Genomic DNA, 19,312 nt, shown 5'->3' on the forward strand with positions numbered 1-19,312 from the left:
ATAAATTGGTTCTCCCCTACTCCCCTACTCCCCTACTCCCCTACTCCCCTACTCCCTCTTTTGGAGGAGATGTCTAATGTTTAATTTCTCTTGGGTAACGAGGTTGACAAGGAGTTCCTAAACAAACCTGACCTGCTGGCATATCTTTAAAAACACTACTCCTAGCACCAATAACTGCATTAGCACCAATATTAACCCCTGGAGCAATAAAACAATCTGTAGCAACCCATGCACCATTACCAATATTAATACTTGCTGTTTGTAAACCAAATGTGTGGTCTTCCATATCATGACTTCCAGTGCAGAGGTAACTTTTTTGAGAGATAATGCAATGTTTACCTATTTCTATACGGTCAAGACTGTATAAAACTACGTCGTCTCCTATCCAACTATAATCGCCGATCGCTATTTTCCAAGGATAGGTAAATCTGGCGGTGGGGCGAATTAAAACTCCTTGACCAATTTTTGCCCCAAAGAGATTTAATATTAATCGTCTCACACTATATAAGGGTTGGGGAGTTAAGGGAAAGGTAATTGCTTGTACGAACCACCACAGTAATACAAACCAACCTGGTTTACCTCGGTCATACCAAGATTGGTTGTATTTACGAAGATCGACCCAAGATTCTGTTTGTTGGTTATTTGTCATTGGGAGTTAAATTTTTTTAGGCTTGACTTTAATTCAACAATTTTATAGCATTGAGATGTTTATTGTAGATAAATAGTCATTTTTATAATCTTACCAAAAGTTGATAATAATATACCATTTTATCTTTCTAAGTATTTTACTACAAAATAGTTAATTTTAAAAGGCTTATTCAATTTATTTTGACTGTGTAATAGATTAATGAACTGAGTCAGAAAAAGAGCAAACCTCCAGAATAATTTTATCTATTTGTGTCATTAGTCTTCCACTCTCTCTGGTGACAAGAATAATTTTTGCTGACTTATTGTTTGTGGGATAGGTAAATAGTTACTTGGGAAAGTTGAGAGAATTTTGGCAAATTTTCCTAGCTCATCTCTAGGTAGATGAGATGACAACTATATATAGATAAATCAATTTTTTATCCTCGGTTTGACTCTGTGAATATCTGAGGGGGAAAGTCGGACAGAATTTTATCTATTTGTGTCATTAGTCTTCCGGTTTCTCTCAGGGCAACAATAATAATTTTTGCTGACTTATTGTTTGTGGGATAGGTAAATAGTTACTTGGGAAAGTTGAGAGAATTTTGGCAAATTTTCCTAGCTCATCTCTAGGTAGATGAGATGACAACTATATATAGATAAATCAATTTTTTATCCTCGGTTTGACTCTGTGAATATCTGAGGGGGAAAGTCGGACAGAATTTTATCTATTTGTGTCATTAGTCTTCCGGTTTCTCTCAGGGCAACAATAATAATTTTTGCTGACTTATTGTTTGTGGGATAGGTAAATAGTTACTTGGGAAAGTTGAGAGAATTTTGGCAAATTTTCCTAGCTCATCTCTAGGTAGATGAGATGACAACTATATATAGATAAATCAATTTTTTATCCTCGGTTTGACTCTGTGAATATCTGAGGGGGAAAGTCGGACAGAATTTTATCTATTTGTGTCATTAGTCTTCCGGTTTCTCTCAGGGCAACAATAATAATTTTTGCTGACTTATTGTTTGTGGGATAGGTAAATAGTTACTTGGGAAAGTTGAGAGAATTTTGGCAAATTTTCCTAGCTCATCTCTAGGTAGATGAGATGACAACTATATATAGATAAATCAATTTTTTATCCTCGGTTTGACTCTGTGAATATCTGAGGGGAAAGTCGGACAGAATTTCATCTATTTGTGTCATTAGTCTTCCGGTTTCTCTGGTGACAATAATAATTTTTGCTGACTTATTGTTTGTGAGATAGGTAAATAGTTACTTGGGAAAAGTTGAGAGAATTTTGGCAAATTTTCCTAGCTCATCTCTAGGTAGATGAGATGACAACTATATATAGATAAATCAATTTTTTATCCTCGGTTTGACTCTGTGAATATCTGAGGGGGAAAGTCGGACAGAATTTCATCTATTTGTGTCATTAGTCTTCCGGTTTCTCTGGTGACAATAATAATTTTTGCTGACTTATTGTTTGTGAGATAGGTAAATAGTTACTTGGGAAAAGTTGAGAGAATTTTGGCAAATTTTCCTAGCTCATCTCTAGGTAGATGAGATGACAACTATATATAGATAAATCAATTTTTTATCCTCGGTTTGACTCTGTGAATATCTGAGGGGGAAAGTCGGACAGAATTTCATCTATTTGTGTCATTAGTCTTCCGGTTTCTCTGGTGACAATAATAATTTTTGCTGACTTATTGTTTGTGAGATAGGTAAATAGTTACTTGGGAAAGTTGAGAGAATTTTGGCAAATTTTCCTAGCTCATCTCTAGGTAGATGAGATGACAACTATATATAGATAAATCAATTTTTTATCCTCGGTTTGACTCTGTGAATATCTGAGGGGGAAAGTCGGACAGAATTTCATCTATTTGTGTCATTAGTCTTCCGGTTTCTCTCAGGGCAACAATAATTTTTTGATACTGATTAATCTCTTCATCGGATAATTCCTGGTTAGATTTTTTTCTGTCTTTAAGCCATTTATCTAAAACTTGGTAGCTACCAATTTTAAATTCCCATATTTTTTGACTTACCCCTGTGAAATAACAATTTTTGTTAATCCATATTTTTAACTTGTCGGGTCATATTTAATTTCTTTGACTAGATTTTTACCATCCCCTTGATAATCAATGGTTGTTTTTTCTTCCTGATGGAAAACTGGTAAATTTTTGAGTAAATTTAGATTAACTAATGCTTCTCCTTAAGTTGTTAATTGTTCAAATAATTGATTATTGCTTGTGAGTGGAAGACGCGGAAAGTCTATTTGTAAAAATTAAACATATCTTTGTCTATAAGTAGGGGAATGAAATATGGCATAAGCGTAATAAAAGATATTTTCTGGTGTGGAGATATATCCTAATTTTTCTTGGATGGTAGTTAAAAATTTTGAGGATAAGTTGGCTGTTTTTTCCACAAATAAGTTTGTTTGCCCGCTTTCGGTGTCGGGGTAAATGTAGAGAGGAAAATAATAACTTCTTTCTCTTGAATGAATTGAAATCCAGTTTCCATCTCCTATATTTTCAGTCACTAAACAATGTCTAAACCCTACCTCTTTTTATTGGCGGCATAAAATTAACCCTAGATTATCTGATTGTAAATGTACCATCACTTCATTCCTCGAATATTCAACAATATTTTGATGATAAAAACAGAATATTTTATCAAAAGGACGATATAAACAAGTAGTTAAATAACTTTTCCAGTTTGGATTATTAGACAATAACTTTCTATTTACTTCAATTTTCCAATCACGGGTATTTTTAAGATTATATCTATGAGATAGTTGTTCATCAGTTATGGTTAAATCTCGAAAATCCTGGATTCGTTTGAGAAGAACATTCCTATCAAAATCTATGACAAAATTATCTCTATGAGTTTGTAAATCCTGTATAGTTAATTAGTCGCTTAATGCCTAAAATCGTTAAAAAGCGTTTCAGTCCGGAAATGATGTTTGCGGAGCATTCCAATACGGAAAATGCTGATAGCCAGTTAATGCTATAAAAATCAAAATAGGGAAGTAGAAAATAGGTTAACTTTCCTTTTTCTACCTCCCTTAAATGTTCGGTTAACTTCAGATTAATTAGCTAAATTTTGGCACTACTGATTCTAGCTATCAACTCAAGTATGAGGATAAATTTAGAGTTATCGATATATCAGAATCATCAGCATTGACATCCTCCCGATGTTGCGCTTACGCGACAACATGGGATTCCGTTCTTAGAAACCTATGATTATCTGTAAAAATCTATGATTTTATATAATAAATAATCTGTTCTATTCCTGCTTCAACCTGGCAACGTCGGCGTTATCCAGTCCACAGGCTGTCACGGTCGTTTGCTTTTGCTTTTGCTTTTGCTTCGCAAAGCTGGCGCAACGCAAAGCTGGCGCAACGCAAAACTGGCGTAACGCAACGCTGACGCGAAACGCGCTAGCGTTGCGGAGCAAACTGACCGCCATAGCTAAATTTAACGCTGCATTCAAGTCTCGTTCGCGCTAGCGTTGCGGAGCAATCACAGCTAAAATTACAGTGTTCGCAATTGAAGACGCGCTCTGATAAAAACAGAGACTCACGATTCAGTTCCACACCTACTGCAAGTCTTAGAACTAGGAAGTAAATATTTTTGGATATTTTGCTTGCCGAATAATTAAGGTAAAAAGCCTCTCCTTTAAAGGAGAAACAAGCGGTCGAGGGATGGCGAGGTCTCGGAGCCATATCCATGAGACTAAAAGAAGAGGTAATTGTTAATTATTAATTATTAATTATTAATTATTAACTTCGCCTAACTACTAACTACTACTGGCTGAATCTACCTGAGCAACTGACCGAGGTTTAGCAGTTTTTTCTATTTTCTGAACAGTATTTAACTGACCACCACAATCTTTAAGTTCATAAAGTTTAACGCCTATTTGATACTCATATTGACTCAGTAACCTACCATAAATATATCCTGCTTTACCATCTAAAAATCCTAATTGAATGAAGTAAAATAAAATAAACCTCAACATCGGTTTAAATGGTAACCTTACCCATATCTTCTTCAGAAAACGTTTACGCTGTACCGCATCCCCAAACAAACTTGCACCAATAGTTCCATCATCATCCTGACCAGTCAATATATTATAATGTACTCGTGCCTCCCAATTAGAATAACGATTATGTCTTTCCAACCAGTGAAATAAATCGCGAAAATCTTCGTGAAGCATATCATTTTTCAGATAGCCTACCTTTCCATTTAAAACAACGTGTTCATGGACTTCATTATCCCCCGTATTGGGAACTCCCTCAGTTCCTAAATTCTCGTAGCGACCCTCTTTATGCTTAAATAAACGCAGATTCCAATCAGGATATTTACCGCCATAACGAATCCATTTACCTAGAAAAAATACTCGTCTATTAAGGTAGTAACCATTGTAATTTTGGTCTTGAATAGCTACAGCAATTTCATCCCATTGCTCAGGAGTAATACGTTCGTCACAATCAACAATAAGTACCCACTCATTCCGAAATGGCAGATTTTCTAAAGACCAATTTTTCTTTTTTGGCCATTGACCATTAAAATGAAATTGTACTAAATTTGCTCCATAACTTTCTACAATTTCCCCAGAGCGATCGCTGCTTTGAGAATCTACTACAAATATCTCATCTGCTCTTGCAACACTATCTAGACAAGCGGATAAATTTTTTTCTTCATTCTTAGCCGGGATGAGAACTGAAACTGGTACCTTAGATGATGTCATAGTTCAGAATTTTATAGATGGGAATTACCTTATTTTATTATCGCTATCCTCTGAAGGCACTAGGGGTTTTGTATTGAGTTGCCGTGATGTCCTCCCTCGTTATAGCGCTATAACGAGGGCTTCCCTCCCTCACGGAAAAGGGCTTCCTGTTTTGCTGGCGCAACGCTGCGCGAACAAAGGTTTAGCATCCTCGCGCGCGTCCACTGGCAGCAACGATGAGGCCCACCGCCGTTTTGTACTGTCCAGTTCTGTACTCACCTAGCTACCTTCAAGATTTTACCTTCTCACGGAAATTACTAGGACTTCTGAGTTGAACCCCATATCTTGAGTTGTCTCGGTTCTGCTTTCAGGTGCGTATTACCGCTACTCCTAATAACACTAATCATAGCATAATTCTTGTTACTTTGCTGTAGAGATGAGTTTTTTTGCAGGTCGCACCCTCCCATTCAATCCTATCTCTTACCCATAAGTTTTGAAACCCTTGTGGGGAGAGGGGGAGCAAGGAGCAGGGGAGAAAGGAGAAAGAATCATAGTAGCTAAGTAAAACTACTGAAATTTTCAAAAAAAATGTATGGGAAAATACATTTTTCTCCCGAAAAAGCCTAACCAAGACTCACCCATGACTTGTCTATTTTGTCAAGTTTTATATTAAGCAAAGATGTGGGTAATGGATAGCGTTAAATCGGAGATTATAACGGGAGGCCCCTCGCGACATTTAGTTGGGTTAGCCTTTTGTTCAATAATTAATAATTAAGTAGGGTTTGCTGAAAAAGTCTTAGAGCTGATTTATAAAGTAAATATTAAGAGGCTGAATTTCTTACAGGACACAGGTTTTGCCGATTTTGGACCAGTAAACCAGAAATTCCTGAGACCTAGATAGCATAAGAGTTTTAGCTCAGTTTATAAATCAGCTCTGATGGGTGAGGGTAGGAGACAACCCACCCCTGCCCCTCCCAGGAGGGGAGACAGGAGACAACCCACCCCTAACCCCTCCCAACCCACCCCTAACCCCTCCCAACCCACTCCTAACCCCTCCCAGGAGGGGAGGGGGAGACAGGAGGAACCGGGAATGAGCGAGGAGGTAGGAGCTAAGTTTTGTCAGAGTGATTTTTCGGCCCAACTATGCCCCTAAAATGCTAACTTTTTGACCGTGAAGAGCTGAAAACCAGGCACTGCAATTCGACCCCAAAAAGGCACTTACCTTTATCTGTAAATACTTTTAGATTTAATCAGCAAGCCCTAAGTAGGTACACATGAAAAAGCCTAACTATATTAAGTTTTGTAAACTAATTCCAAACTACGACCTATAGTTGATTTGAGGGTGAATTTACATTTTGTTACATAGCGACAAATTTTAACACCGACCTATTAATTATTAATTATTACCGAAAAGCGACGTTGAGAGCAAGCGTGTTTTAACCGGGGGATGAAAACAAGGGAGTCGTTTAGACAAGACTTCTTTAGTTGTCCTGTGCTATTATCTGGATATACAAACGTTTAGACAAAAGTAAGCAGAAAGCTAGGTCTAGACTTAAGCCGACTGTGTAGGGGCACCGCGGAAATTGTCCCCAAAGAATATATCTTTGGTCAGCTAAGGAGTAACGAAGCAACAAGGATTTATCGGTGTTGCGTAGTATCAACTTAGAATCCCCTCGGCAAAAGCTGCGGGGAGTAGTCAACACCTACCAACTACTTCGTAGATATCATTCCCTGAATAGCTGCACCTAGATAGCCTATTTGAGCATAAGCATAGACAAAATTATCAAAACGTTTAGCCGGGTCTGCTATATTTTTGAGAGACTTATACACACCCCTAATCATTCTCTCACTTCCCTTTCCTAACTGCCTAAGACCTGCTTGACCAGCTAGTTGTTCGCGATAACATTCGCTAATGCCTTGCCACCAACCTCTTTCAATAAACCAGGCAGGTCTAACCCTTTCAGGAGCTACATTATGAGCAACAAGAGCTTCAGGTAAATAAGCCACTTGCCAACCTTGCTTTATTGCTAATTCTGTGGTATGCAACTCTTCATTAGACAATAGCTTTTTGCCCACTCGACCTAAGTTAGTATCAAAGCCACCAATTTGTTCGAGAAATGTACGACGAATAGAATAATTTAAACCTCTAGGAGTTAAACCAGGCTGATTAATATAAACTACAGAATCACCAAGGTCATAGTAACCGAGGTTTCCTGATAACTCTGGAGACAACCATTTGGGGGGACTAATTCCTTCTGGCCAAATCAAAGTAACTTTACCACCAGCGATCGCTAGTTTTTCATTACTTTGAAAAGCTTCTTCCAATACCCTTAACCATTGGGAACTAGCCACAGCATCATCATCAAGATAAGCTAAAATTTCCGCACTGGCTGCTTTTGCTCCTGTATTTCTGGCCACAGATAATCCTGTGACTGGCTCATAGACATATTTGAGATTAGGACTAGGGGATCTTGCTTCTACTACTTCGCGGGTGCAGTCGGTTGAAGCATTGTCTACTACTACTACTTCAAAGCTACCAGGAAAATCCTGTCCAAGCAGGCTATCTATTGCAGCTCCTAAGTAATTGTCCCGATTATGAGTACAGATAATAGCAGATATTTGGGCCATAGTTAATTGTTACTATTTTACTTTTTTTGTGGTTTTAAGGGAGGAAAGAAAGAGTGAAATGTCCGTGAGTGGACTTGCCTCAATTGTGGAACTTTTCACGATAGAGAGTGCGATTCGTTCAGTCGAAACCAGTAATGGAAGGATGATTGACATCTGTATAGTAACTAATATTAGTTGAGTAAGGACTTAAAGTCCTATACAGATGATAACTGAGTAACCATGTAGGTGAGAACAAGTATCCTAGAAAATTCAAGTCCTACTCTCCAAGTGCAGGAGTTAAAGCATATTCCCCTATGGTAGAGAGTGGTCTTCAATCCATAAAGCGGGGGTAAAAGGTCGCTCATTACACCGAATCTCATGGTCAATGCAGACTGAGCAAGTCCAGATGGATAACGAAAGTGAAGGGACATTTGAACCGTCTAAACGTGAAACTAGCGAAAGAGATTGATACGCTAGCTGAACCAAAATGGTCATAAACATAGGAATCAACAGAATTCTCTTCTAGTTGATAAGCACCTCCTAAAAAGGCGGAGAGTTCCATATTCCATCAGGAATTTCCCCGCCCGCAACCTCATCAAACAATGGCTAAAGGCAGGATACTTGGATAAAGGACAACACCACGACACTCCCAGCGGTACACCACAAGGAGGCACGATTAGCCCTCTTTTAGCAAATATTGGACTACATGGCCTGGAAAACTTCCTCAACCAATTCCAGAAGAACAAAGGTAATTACAAATCCAATCGATATGGCTTTATTCGGTACGCGGATGATTTCGTCGTAACCGCTACCTGTCGAAAAGACCTTGAAGAAATCCTGCCCCAAATTGAAGAATGGCTAGCACAAAAGGGACTACAACTGAATAGAGAAAAAACCCGCATCGTACATATAAGCGATGGATTCAACTTCCTAGGGTTTAATCTCAGACAATATCAAGGCAAGCTTCTGATCAAACCGCAAAAGCAAAAAGTTCTAGAATTCCTACAATTAATTAGGGATTGGCTCTCGACCAACCGGGCGGTCGAACAGAAAATTGTCATTGAACAACTCAACCCTAAACTTCGCGGTTTGGGGAACTATTATCGTCATGCAGTCAGCAAAGAAGTGTTCAATTAATCTTCGTTCAGAAGTATGGATAGCACTTTGGAGATGGGCCAAAAGACGACACCCTAATAAGGGGAAAAGGTGGATTGCGAACCGATACTTTCAAATTCGAGGCAAAGGATGGGAATTTGCTTGTCAGGTCAAAGACCGAAAAGGAGTTTCAAAAGAAATCATCCTATTTAATATTGCAAGTATCCCCATTGAACGCCATATTAAAGTCAAGGGAACCGCACCCCCGGACGACCCCAACCTACAAGAATATTGGGCAAAAAGAGCCATGAAATCTGGCAAAACTATCTGGGATAAAGGGTCAAAATATTACAAAATCGCCCAAAACCAGAACTGGAAATGCCCAATTTGTGGGGAAAAACTACATAAGGTCGAAGCTCTAGAAACTCACCACATCATAGCTCTGGCGAAAGGTGGTACAGAGGATATTGACAATCTTCAACACCTACACAAAATTTGCCATAAAACCATACACAGTGGTAGACGTTCTTTTAAAGCGGAGGCTTGAGCCGGATGATGCGAAGAGTGTCAAGTCCGGTTCTCAGGGGAGGGAGATACGGTGATGTATGCTCTCTTACCCGACAGTCTCACGTCCGGTTTTGGAGAGCAGCGGTTCTCGTGAGGGAGTCGCTGACTTTAATCATAAACGCTGCTGTAAATATTTTAGAAGTTGTTCAACCGAAAACCAAGGTGGAAACAGCAAAAACAAAAGTAGCAGAAACGTCTGTACAATTATCACTTTTTAATGAAGTCGCCGAAGGTCAAAGGTCGATTATTTTCGGACGAGGAGACATGGTAAATCATCCCCTAAAAAGGATGTTCGTGTCAGTGAGTCGTCAACCCGCCCTGAATCTTTCAAGCAGCGATTTGTCTGTTTGATTGATGGATGGGAATCCCGCGCTGTCTCGTAGAGCAGCGTCGGGAGGATGTCAATATCCTTTATTTTTCAGTTTACACTGGATTATTTGTTTGCATTCCCATGAATTCTCTTCAAGTCACTTCTAAGAAAATAATTTTGGTAACAGGTCCTGCTCGCTCTGGTAAAAGTGAGTGGGCTGAAAATTTAGCTATGGGTTCTCACAAACAAGTGATTTATATAGCTACCTCTCTAGTTGATGATAAGGATCTAGAGTGGCAAACTCGAATTGAACAACATCAAAACCGTCGCCCTCGTGATTGGACTACCTTAGAAATACCCGTGGAACTATCAGAAACTTTGACTACTTATGCACATGAAGACTGCTGTATTTTGGTAGATTCTTTAGGTACTTGGTTGGCTAATATTTTAGAACAAGATGAACAAGCTTGGAATGAAACTTTAGAAGTTTTAATTGAAGCTTTATTGAAAGCTACTGGTGATGTTATTTTAGTGGGTGAAGAAACAGGTTGGGGAGTAGTTCCTTCATTTCCTATCGGACGGCTATTTCGCGATCGCCTTGGTCATCTGATTCGTCGAGTTGGAGTAATTTCTCAGTCTGTTTATCTAGTTACAGGAGGTCATGTTTTGAATCTTAGTGCTTTAGGCACACCTCTGAACATTTAATTCTTAATTTATTCTAAAGGAATAAAATATTAGACTCACTGCCCCATTTTAATGATGGAAAAGTTAGAATGTAAGTAAGCATTAGGAAATGCTTACAGAATTAAGGTAGATGAACGAGGCTATTTATTAGCTTTGAAGTTCTATTAAACGGAAAATATCGGAGCTAAAAGTTATGGCATCCCACGATCGAGTCAAACAATATATTGCCTATTGGTTTCAGTTAGGCAAGAAAGTATTAATCAGGAATGGCAAAGCAGCTATAAAACCTCAAGTTGTACTTTTAGGCGCTCGCTACAGTCAAGATTTTGAATCATGCTGGCAACAAATTTTATCTTCTGAATCGGGAGATTGTTTTTTAGAGGGGACACATCAAACAATTACAGAATTATTATCTCCAGAGTGGGAGATTAGTGATTGTGCCCGTTGTTCGATGCCTATCCCATCTCGTGTCAAAGGAATGCCCCCAGATACTTGTCCATGTTTCGATTTACCTCACTGGCCTGATAATGAAAAGCCATTGCCGCGATCGCCCATCAATAATAAATCATATTTATTAGGTATTTGTGAGCGGTTATTCAATAAAGAGGACAATATTACTGCCGATACTGACTTTTCTAAATAGACATCTCCAGAAAATAAACTTGCCCTTTATTGGTTATAAACTAGAGTGTAATAACTTAAAAATCATTTTTCGTGTTTTTTTCCTAAAAATATCTTCCCTGTTCCCTATTCCCTACTTTTACAAAAAGTCTATATCTTTTTCACATCTATGTCTAATAGACATCTCCAATAATAAAAATCAAATCAATTATTATCCATAAATTATCAATTATTTCTCCCTACTCCCTACTCCCTTTTTTCTGGAGATGTCTAATAAAAGGAGTTTATACCATGCATGAAAAAAGAATGTGTTCAAATAATTAAGTACAGTAAAGGCTTTCTGGCCATTTGCTAACCTAGAGCTTCCGCAGTCCGCCCCTACTTTACCTAATAATTAATAATTATTAATTAAATAATTCAGCTTTCTAAAAGTTTTATGGCGGGCTAAATTTTATCTTGAGAAAATCTCAAAATTCAAAATCAAAGTATACTTAATTTTGAGAATCTACTATTAGTTCAGAATCATTATTTGTTTCACCTTGCTCATTAATTAATAATGCTACAGGGAAATGAGTCAATACATCTCTAATCCATAAAGTATCTTCTCGTTCTCCTTTTAGTTGTTGTTGAGTAATTGCATTTTTCCACACCAAAGAAGAACCTGAAGGTAAACATATTCTAGTCTCACGCCATACTTGTTCGCCTAAAGGATTTTCTCCTTCATTAACTAATTTAGTTAATAATCTGGGAGCTATAATAATCGCCGTACTATCTCCCCATTTTCTAGAAAAAGCAACTATATGATCTTTCAAACTACCCATAACAATTAACTTTTGGTAATTTCCTCGTTGAAATAAATCCAAATAATCTCGGCGTGCCTGTAAAGCTTGGTAAATTAAAAACATTTTAATTTTACCAGTCTCTGGAGTTTGCAAAATTTCCTCAATAAATCCTAAAATATCTGACTCTATTTTTGTCTTAATTTCCTTCAGAAACTCTGCTCTTTTTTCAAAATCAACAGGACGACGGTTATCAGGGTCAACCAGACTCAAATCCCACAATTCTGTACCTTGATAAATATCAGGAACTCCAGGAGAAGTAAGTTTCAGAACAGTCTGAGATAAAGAATTAAAAACACCGTAATATTGAACCTTATGTTGTAGAGGTCGGAAAGCTGGTAAAAATTCATTATCTTCTGATTTATTAAGTAGATGTTCTACAAACTTAATAAGTGAACTTTCGTAATCATCATCCGGTCTTAACCAACCTGTATTAACTTTTGCTTCTCGAATTGCTTTAATAATATACTCTTTAATCCTTTCGACAAAAGTTGGATATTCACTTTCATCAACAGGAAAAGCACCTAACAAAGTCTGATATAAAAAGTATTCATCATTAGGTGCAGGAACATCTAAACCCCCTACACAATCTTTTTGAGGAGCATTAATTTCCTGCCATTTTTGTAGATAACTTTCCCATTCTTCAGGAATTTCTGATAGTACATTAATTCGCGTTCTGACATCTTCCCCACGTTTTGTATCATGAGTAGAACTTCCACTCATAGTATGAGGCCAATACGCAATACGATGTTGATTAAATCCATGAAAATCTTCAACTGAAACTCCAAATTTACTAGGAGTTGAACCAACTTCATTGAGAGAAATAAGTCGATTATAAATATATAAAACAGTATCTTCTACACCCTTTGCCATTAAGGGTCCAGTAAATTGTTGTAACCGCATCACAAAGTGTAGCCATTTATCTTTATCTTCCTGGTTTAAATGCTCATCAAATTCTAACAAAAAACTTTTCAATAAAACTCAATTCATTTAAAAGTTCATTGATAAAGAAAGGAATTTTCTCTTTCGTTTTAGCAATTACTCTCTGAATACATTCTCGATCTGCCTTACTAACTCCTTCTTTACTAACATAAGTCCGATACACCGGAAACACCGACATAACTTCTACTAAAGCAGCTTTCAAGCCAAAAATAGTAAAATCGCTGGCATATCGATATTTACTAGAAATATCTTTAAGTAAGTGAGCTAAATTATCAATATCTCCGGCTAAATGTTTATTAATAATCAGCCTTTGATTTTCATCAGCTAACTGCCCATAGTTAGAAGTACCTTTAATAAACCGAGAATAAATCCGATCGAATTCTTCCTCATTAAAATGGTCACAAAAAAGACCATTAACATAGTTTAAAAAATCGTAACCTGTAGTTCCTTGAACTGGCCAATTAACAGGTAAATCTTCGCTGGGTTCAAGAATTTTTTCGACAACTATATAGGGAGCATTTGCTTTTTCTCTTATTCTGTTTAAATACTGAGCAGGAGAGTACAGTCCATCAATATGATCGATTCTCAAACCTGTAAATTTTTTCTGTTTTAACATTTCTAAAATTAGAGCATGAGTAGTATTAAATACTTGCTCGTCTTCTACTCTGACCGAAATTAAATCATTTACTGTAAAAAATCGTCGGTAGTTTAATTCTTCATTACCCACTTTCCAGAAAGATAAGCGAAAGTATTGCTCGGATAATAATTTATCTAATAGGTCAAAACTTTCTGGCTTTCCCGGAACCCCGTTAAAAGTCTTTATATTTTCTTCAATGAATTCTTTAATATGTGGATTTTCATTCCATAATTCCCACAACATTCCTTTGATGAAGCTAATTTGATCATACCTTTCTCTACCCTCAGATCCAGAAGGGATATATTTTAAACTATAGAGAACTCCTTGTAACTTAACAAAATCCTGATTTTTTCTGCCTAATTTATTTCTTAATTTGCCGATATTGTAGGTTAAAACTTGAGTATAAGAATCAATTCTAATGGGAAATTGATGGTCATAATAGTTAACAGTTAATCCATTTTGACCATAATTAAGTTTTAACTCTCCACTTTCCAAACAATCTCCATAAAATTTACCTAAAAAAGGTGCTAAAACTCTACCTTTGATACCTTCATAAGGATGATTCCAGTCAATATCAAAATAGTCACGATATTGAGATTCAGGACCATTTTCTAAGACATCTACTAGAATATGATTTTGGCTGCCAAATGCCATGTGATTAGGCACAATATCTTGTAGCCATCCCATTTCATTACTTTTGATTTCTGCTGCTAATGCAGTAAATTTTTCTTGGCCTCCTAATTCAGGATTAAGTATATTAGGATTGACTACATCATATCCATGTTCGCTACCTGTTTTTGCTTTAAATATAGGAGAAGCATAAATATCAGAAATTCCTAGTTCAGCTAAATATTGAACTATAACTTTAGCTGATTCAAAGCCAAAATTAGGAGTGAATTGAATTCTATAAGTTGTAATGGGAATTCGCATAATTAAATAGAGATAATTAAGTGGTGATTAATTGACTGTTATAGCAGAAGGAAGAAGGAAGAAGGAAGAAGGAAGAAGGAAAAATATTGTGTTATCTTAGTTTTAAGATCTTGATCTATCTGCACCCTTTCCTTCGACTGCTATAACAGTTCATATATTTTACCTTTTAACAAATTTTTTTGAGTTCTCAAGCTAGAAGTTTGAGTACTTTTAGATAGGTTCGTTTTATCCTAAATAAAATTATATAGCGTTTCCCAAAGTCATGAGGTACAGTTATCTTTCTGTCTTTTTATTCCCTGTTCCCTAAAGCCTACAATTTTGTACCTCACGAGTATGGGAATTGCTATAAACCGATTGATATTAGCTTGAATTTAACAATACAAAACTATGGTTATATTCATTAATTTTTACCACAAATTCATCAACTCACTTCCATTCCAAGAGGAGAGTTGTCAAAGATAGGTTATATAACTTTAAGTCCCTATAATATCATAACCTTCAATAACTGATTAGATTAGGGTCTTTCTGCCAAACATTAAATTAGACTATCCCTCATAGAGAGCAAAGCTTAAAGGATTAATTGTCAAAGTTTGTCCAGATAATAATTTTTCAGGTAAAACAGCATTTTCTCCCATCCATTCTCGATCTGAGGAATTAATTAGCTTTTGCCAATTTCCTGTAGGTAGTTGAGGTTCAAATGTCACAGAATGCTTTTCAAAATTCATCAGACTCAATACACTACTTTTTTCTCCCCACCTGTGAAGCAATAGGACATTTTTATCGGCCAAACTTTGTACTTCTATTTGAGTGGTGTCAAGTTTAGCTAATACTGGAATTTTTTTCCGTAGTTCAATTAACCGTTGATAAAAAGAACGTAAAATTCCATATTTACCTTCCCTAGATTTTTCCCAATTTAATTTAGAGTCCATAAATACTTTTTCACCTTGAGGATCGGGTACTTCTCCTGACCAATTGAAAGACTTAAATTCTTCTGCCCTACCTTTTCTCACTGCTTCAACTAAGTTAGGATCTCCATGACTAACAAAATACAAAAAAGGATTTTCTTCTCCATACTCTTCTCCCATAAATAACATTGGTACAAATGGAGAAATTAAAACTGCTCCTGCTGCTAATTTTAATCCTTCAAAATTTACTAAAGCTGATAATCTTTCTCCAATTAACCTATTACCTATTTGGTCGTGGTTTTGAATACAGACTACAAATTTTTCTCCTGCAAAACCTAGAGTTGAATTACCATGATTTCTCTGACGGTGAGGTGAATATTCTCCAGTATAAACATATCCTTCTTTGTAAGACTTTTTCAGAGATTCTATACTCTTAAAATCAGAATAATATCCAGAACTTTCTCCTGTTAAAAGACTATGTAAAGAGTGATGAAAATCATCACACCATTGAGCATCGTGACCAAACCCTCCATTTTCTTTTGAACGTAAAACTCGCACATCATTTAAGTCACTTTCCGCAATTAAATAACGTTTCCAACTACCATTTTTACTAAACTCTTCTACTCGGTCAGCTAACTGTTGTAAAAAAGGTTCGGCACTCATGTCATAAATGGCATGAACAGCATCTAAACGTAAACCATCAATATGATATTTATCTAACCAATACAAAGTATTTTCAATAAAAAAATTACGGACTTCATTACTATATGCGTCGTCAAAATTAACAGCATTACCCCAAGGAGTATGATATTTATCCGTAAAATAAGGACCATAATCCCAGAGATAATTTCCTTCTGGACCAAAATGATTATAAACAACGTCCAAAATTACAGAAATGCCTACTTGATGACAAGCATTGACAAGTTGCTTGAGACCATCCGGTCCACCATAAGAATCTTGGACACCATAAAGATAAACTCCATCGTAGCCCCAGTTGCGATCGCCTGGAAATTGAGCTACGGGCATTATTTCTATAACGTTTATCCCTAAATCTTTTAATTCTGGCAACCTCGGAATAATTGCTGCAAAAGTTCCTTCGGGAGAAAAAGTACCGACATGAAGTTCATAGATAATCATTTCTGCCAAAGGGATACCTTGCCAAGAAGTATCATTCCAGGTAAATTTTTGATGGTCTACTATTTTTGAGGGACCATGTACTCCTTGAGGTTGCCAGTTAGAGGCGGGGTCTGGTCGGTCAGTTTCTCCGTCTAGTTGGTAAAAGTATAGAGTTTCCGGTTCAATGTCTTTTGCTTCTCCTTGCCAATATCCCCATTCATCTTTTTGCAGACCTATTAACTTTTCTTGAGGATGTACAATATGTACAGCTAACTTTTCTCGTAGAGGTGCCCAAACATTAAATTGGCATTGTTTTTTTTCTGCTGAATAATGGCTACCAACTCTCATAAATTGAAATTTCCTTAGACGGTTAAGTTTTGGATCAAATATTATTTGAGAATATATATTTTTTATGATTATTCAAACAATTATAATTGAAATTGATGAAATTGGGTTTTCAGTTTCTCCGTCTAATTGATAAAAGTATAGAGTTTCCGGGTCAATGTCTTTTGCTTCTCCTTGCCAATATCCCCATTCATCTTTTTGCAGACCTATTAATTTTTCGTGAAGTTCTCTCCCCTTAAATCGGAGATTATAACGGGAGCTTCTAGAACAAAGATAATTGAACCCCAGTTTCAGAAGTTTCTTGTCTCACAGGCTGACCAACGTCTAAGCCTCCACAAGCAGACAAGATGATACCCACCTCGTTTAATGCTTTATTTAATATGTTAATTGCAGCGTTCTCGTCTCTATCTAAAACCGTTTTACACTTAGGACAAGAATGAGTTCTGACTGATAAAGTTTTAGGTACTTTTTGACCACAATTACTACAATGCATGTGATGTATTGTGAGGGTGTACGGGCGAATGGCCATTCGCCCCTACTTACATGAACACCGCGTTTTACCGCTACTGCATTCAATTTTTCAATAAAAGCTCCCCAGGCTACATCGTAAATTGATTTTGAGAGTTTAGTATTTTTAGCTAAACCTTTTATATTAAGGTCTTCTACAGCAATTAAATCATACTCTTTAACTAATTTATGAGCAGTTTTATAGTGGAAATCTTCTCTTTGCCTGGCAATATGTTGATGTAGTCTAGCTATTCTATTTTGTGCCTTTTTCCAGTTGTTAGAACCAATTTCTTTTCTAGCTGCTTTACTTTGTTTTCTAGCTAAATTAGATTGTGCTTTTCTATAGAAATTTGGAACAGAAACAGTCTCACCAGTATTAGTAGTTAAAAACTCTTTTAAACCTACATCAATACCTACAGAATTTTTGATATTATCTGTAGGAATTAAACTAGGAACTGACTTATCTTCCAAACTAAAACTAATATAATAGCCGTCAGCTTTTTTAGTTATAGTTGCTGTTTTGATAACAAACCTATCTGGAATTGGTCTATGAACTATGACTCGAATCGCACCAAACCTCCTAGTAATTATTTGTTTTCCATCAAATTTAATTACTGCTTTGGGATGATTGACTCTACTGAAACAAAATGACCTTAACTTTCCTGATTTTTTAAATCTTGGTCGTCCTCCACGTTTACCAGTTTTATCAGGTATTAGCCAACGCTTCCAGGCTTTATCTAACCTTTGTAAGTTAATTTGTTGAACTTCGTATGGAGATTTCTTTATAGTCAGGAAATAGCTTTTTTGTCTGTTTAAGTGCTGATTGCTGAAAATAATAATCTGGCAACTCTTGAATCTCGCCAATAGGACATGAAATTAATGAACAACGGTCAACTTGACATCTAGTTCTATTTAACCAATCTAGTCTTTGACCTAAAGCATAATTCCAATGCCGTCGTAATAGTTCCAGCCAATAATCAATTTTGACTGACTGTTTTGGGGTTAGCTTGATTTTATAGCAATGAGTAATTATCATAATTTTTATTATACACTTTACTGCTATTGTTAATTTCTTAACCCCTTAAACCTAATTACTTTAAAAAAAAATTCTAAATTCCACTTCTTGTATTAGTTACATTATTAAAACCCCAACGTTATAGTTATGGATATCTCATATGTCAGTACAACGGAAGGAGCCTTTCTCCTAAATATTTCTACAGGTAGATTACGATTTCTACTTAACAGTGGCCGAGTTATCGGTGCGAAAAAAGTCAAAAGACTTTGGCAGATTCCCCTAAATCAGAGGGGAATGCCAGAAATTACGCCTGGTCGTCGTGGTCCAGAACCAACTTGGAACAAAAATCAACGCACAGCCAATACTTTTATTCATGTTTTGCGAAAGACCATAGACTATAACCGAGACCATGGAACTTCTCACACAGCAGTCGCCGTCAAAGTAGGAAGTAAAAAAGATTATTGCCACGCGGTAAAAATTCATGGGCCTTGTCAAATAGTCTATCAACCCCATCAACCTAATAATAGTCAAGCCGGAGGTGCCCGTCTATGGATTGAAGTAGAACCGGGAAATATAGTAGAGCGAGTATATTTTAGTAATGGAGATTATGGTCCGCCTCCGGAAGTGCTTCAGCAGCGGGCAAAACAAAAAAGTCGAAAGGCTAAACGCTGTGTATCTGCAACGTTATAGTTTTTGACTACTATATATAGTGTTTTTAGGTGAATTTTGGGAAAGGTGTGGCGATCGCTCCTCCTTAAGTAGAAATCCTCTTGAGGAAAGATAAGAGGATTAAAGCGGTTTTCATTTTGGTAGAAACAGTAGGAGCGAATGGCTATTCG

The 19,312-nt window shown here is 36.7% G+C and carries 16 protein-coding genes and 1 pseudogene; 6 read left to right on the forward strand and 11 right to left on the reverse strand.

The features are described 5' to 3' along the window. Positions 1 to 73: 73 nt before the first annotated feature. The 5 genes and pseudogenes from hpsU to SAGCYANO_RS41880 form a co-directional block, all read right to left on the reverse strand. Positions 74 to 649, reverse strand: a complete 576-nt coding sequence (gene hpsU, locus SAGCYANO_RS41845; protein ID WP_202225407.1) for a hormogonium polysaccharide biosynthesis acetyltransferase HpsU — start codon at positions 647 to 649, stop codon at positions 74 to 76. 1,799 nt (positions 650 to 2,448) lie between these two features. Beyond that, entirely contained in the window at positions 2,449 to 2,703 is a 255-nt protein-coding gene (locus SAGCYANO_RS51185; RefSeq protein ID WP_202225453.1) for a type ISP restriction/modification enzyme, read from the reverse strand. Between the two features lie 206 nt (positions 2,704 to 2,909). After that, positions 2,910 to 3,527, reverse strand: a pseudogene (locus SAGCYANO_RS46935) (type ISP restriction/modification enzyme). Between the two features lie 896 nt (positions 3,528 to 4,423). Next, positions 4,424 to 5,374: a glycosyltransferase family 2 protein gene (locus SAGCYANO_RS41875; protein ID WP_202225411.1), complete on the reverse strand. Its 951-nt coding sequence runs from the start codon at positions 5,372 to 5,374 to the stop codon at positions 4,424 to 4,426. A gap of 1,689 nt (positions 5,375 to 7,063) precedes the next feature. After that, on the reverse strand, positions 7,064 to 7,981 hold the full coding sequence (locus SAGCYANO_RS41880; protein WP_202225412.1) for a glycosyltransferase family 2 protein: 918 nt from the start codon (positions 7,979 to 7,981) through the stop codon (positions 7,064 to 7,066). A gap of 546 nt (positions 7,982 to 8,527) precedes the next feature. Between SAGCYANO_RS41880 and SAGCYANO_RS41885 the strand changes: the two genes are divergently transcribed. The 5 genes from SAGCYANO_RS41885 (at position 8,528) to SAGCYANO_RS41905 (ending at position 11,259) form a co-directional block, all read left to right on the forward strand. After that, on the forward strand, positions 8,528 to 9,097 hold the full coding sequence (locus SAGCYANO_RS41885) for a reverse transcriptase domain-containing protein (protein WP_255502899.1): 570 nt from the start codon (positions 8,528 to 8,530) through the stop codon (positions 9,095 to 9,097). Next, positions 9,069 to 9,602 carry an HNH endonuclease gene (locus SAGCYANO_RS41890; RefSeq protein ID WP_202225455.1) on the forward strand — a complete coding sequence of 178 codons (534 nt, stop codon included), beginning with the start codon at positions 9,069 to 9,071 and terminating at the stop codon, positions 9,600 to 9,602. Before SAGCYANO_RS41885 ends, SAGCYANO_RS41890 begins: the two co-directional genes overlap by 29 nt. Positions 9,603 to 9,712: 110 nt before the next feature. Continuing rightward, positions 9,713 to 9,973 carry a hypothetical protein gene (locus SAGCYANO_RS41895; RefSeq protein WP_202225414.1) on the forward strand — a complete coding sequence of 87 codons (261 nt, stop codon included), beginning with the start codon at positions 9,713 to 9,715 and terminating at the stop codon, positions 9,971 to 9,973. A gap of 100 nt (positions 9,974 to 10,073) precedes the next feature. Next, positions 10,074 to 10,637 carry a bifunctional adenosylcobinamide kinase/adenosylcobinamide-phosphate guanylyltransferase gene (cobU, locus tag SAGCYANO_RS41900; protein ID WP_202225415.1) on the forward strand — a complete coding sequence of 188 codons (564 nt, stop codon included), beginning with the start codon at positions 10,074 to 10,076 and terminating at the stop codon, positions 10,635 to 10,637. 172 nt (positions 10,638 to 10,809) lie between these two features. Beyond that, on the forward strand, positions 10,810 to 11,259 hold the full coding sequence (locus SAGCYANO_RS41905; RefSeq protein ID WP_202225416.1) for a hypothetical protein: 450 nt from the start codon (positions 10,810 to 10,812) through the stop codon (positions 11,257 to 11,259). Between the two features lie 469 nt (positions 11,260 to 11,728). Here SAGCYANO_RS41905 and SAGCYANO_RS49820 read toward each other — a convergent pair whose 3' ends face one another. The 6 genes from SAGCYANO_RS49820 to SAGCYANO_RS46945 form a co-directional block, all read right to left on the reverse strand. Further along, positions 11,729 to 13,039, reverse strand: coding sequence for a hypothetical protein (locus SAGCYANO_RS49820; RefSeq protein ID WP_307786315.1), 1,311 nt, complete (start codon positions 13,037 to 13,039; stop codon positions 11,729 to 11,731). Then, a complete protein-coding gene (locus tag SAGCYANO_RS49825) occupies positions 13,026 to 14,585 on the reverse strand; it encodes an alpha-amylase family glycosyl hydrolase (protein WP_307786316.1) in 1,560 nt (519 codons plus the stop codon). Before SAGCYANO_RS49825 ends, SAGCYANO_RS49820 begins: the two co-directional genes overlap by 14 nt. A 545-nt stretch (positions 14,586 to 15,130) precedes the next feature. Then, the gene (treZ, locus tag SAGCYANO_RS41915) at positions 15,131 to 16,954 is read right to left on the reverse strand and encodes a malto-oligosyltrehalose trehalohydrolase (RefSeq protein ID WP_202225417.1); all 1,824 of its coding nucleotides are present in this window, start codon (positions 16,952 to 16,954) and stop codon (positions 15,131 to 15,133) included. Between the two features lie 259 nt (positions 16,955 to 17,213). Next, positions 17,214 to 17,444: a transposase gene (locus SAGCYANO_RS46940; protein WP_237397215.1), complete on the reverse strand. Its 231-nt coding sequence runs from the start codon at positions 17,442 to 17,444 to the stop codon at positions 17,214 to 17,216. Then, positions 17,360 to 18,322 (reverse strand): transposase, encoded by a 963-nt coding sequence (locus SAGCYANO_RS41920; RefSeq protein WP_237397216.1) that lies wholly within the window; start codon positions 18,320 to 18,322, stop codon positions 17,360 to 17,362. The genes SAGCYANO_RS46940 and SAGCYANO_RS41920 overlap by 85 nt, the downstream gene beginning before the upstream one ends. Continuing rightward, complete coding sequence (locus SAGCYANO_RS46945) at positions 18,210 to 18,494, reverse strand: helix-turn-helix domain-containing protein (protein WP_237397217.1); 285 nt, start codon at positions 18,492 to 18,494, stop codon at positions 18,210 to 18,212. Before SAGCYANO_RS46945 ends, SAGCYANO_RS41920 begins: the two co-directional genes overlap by 113 nt. A 126-nt stretch (positions 18,495 to 18,620) precedes the next feature. On the opposite strand from SAGCYANO_RS46945, the gene SAGCYANO_RS41925 reads away from it, so the two are divergent. Then, positions 18,621 to 19,163, forward strand: coding sequence for a DNA-binding protein (locus SAGCYANO_RS41925; RefSeq protein WP_202225418.1), 543 nt, complete (start codon positions 18,621 to 18,623; stop codon positions 19,161 to 19,163). Positions 19,164 to 19,312: the final 149 nt, after the last annotated feature.

It is taken from the genome of Okeania sp. KiyG1 (assembly GCF_014132355.1).
GTDB lineage: Bacteria > Cyanobacteriota > Cyanobacteriia > Cyanobacteriales > Microcoleaceae > Okeania.

Coding starts and splice junctions, on each gene's coding strand:
- SAGCYANO_RS46945 (WP_237397217.1), bottom strand. CDS start 18,494: ATGATAATTACTCATTGCTATAAAATCAAGCTAACCCCAAAACAGTCA.
- cobU (WP_202225415.1), top strand. CDS start 10,074: ATGAATTCTCTTCAAGTCACTTCTAAGAAAATAATTTTGGTAACAGGT.
- SAGCYANO_RS41890 (WP_202225455.1), top strand. CDS start 9,069: ATGCAGTCAGCAAAGAAGTGTTCAATTAATCTTCGTTCAGAAGTATGG.
- SAGCYANO_RS41875 (WP_202225411.1), bottom strand. CDS start 5,374: ATGACATCATCTAAGGTACCAGTTTCAGTTCTCATCCCGGCTAAGAAT.
- treZ (WP_202225417.1), bottom strand. CDS start 16,954: ATGAGAGTTGGTAGCCATTATTCAGCAGAAAAAAAACAATGCCAATTT.
- SAGCYANO_RS41905 (WP_202225416.1), top strand. CDS start 10,810: ATGGCATCCCACGATCGAGTCAAACAATATATTGCCTATTGGTTTCAG.
- hpsU (WP_202225407.1), bottom strand. CDS start 649: ATGACAAATAACCAACAAACAGAATCTTGGGTCGATCTTCGTAAATAC.
- SAGCYANO_RS41925 (WP_202225418.1), top strand. CDS start 18,621: ATGGATATCTCATATGTCAGTACAACGGAAGGAGCCTTTCTCCTAAAT.
- SAGCYANO_RS41880 (WP_202225412.1), bottom strand. CDS start 7,981: ATGGCCCAAATATCTGCTATTATCTGTACTCATAATCGGGACAATTAC.
- SAGCYANO_RS49825 (WP_307786316.1), bottom strand. CDS start 14,585: ATGCGAATTCCCATTACAACTTATAGAATTCAATTCACTCCTAATTTT.
- SAGCYANO_RS46940 (WP_237397215.1), bottom strand. CDS start 17,444: ATGCATTGTAGTAATTGTGGTCAAAAAGTACCTAAAACTTTATCAGTC.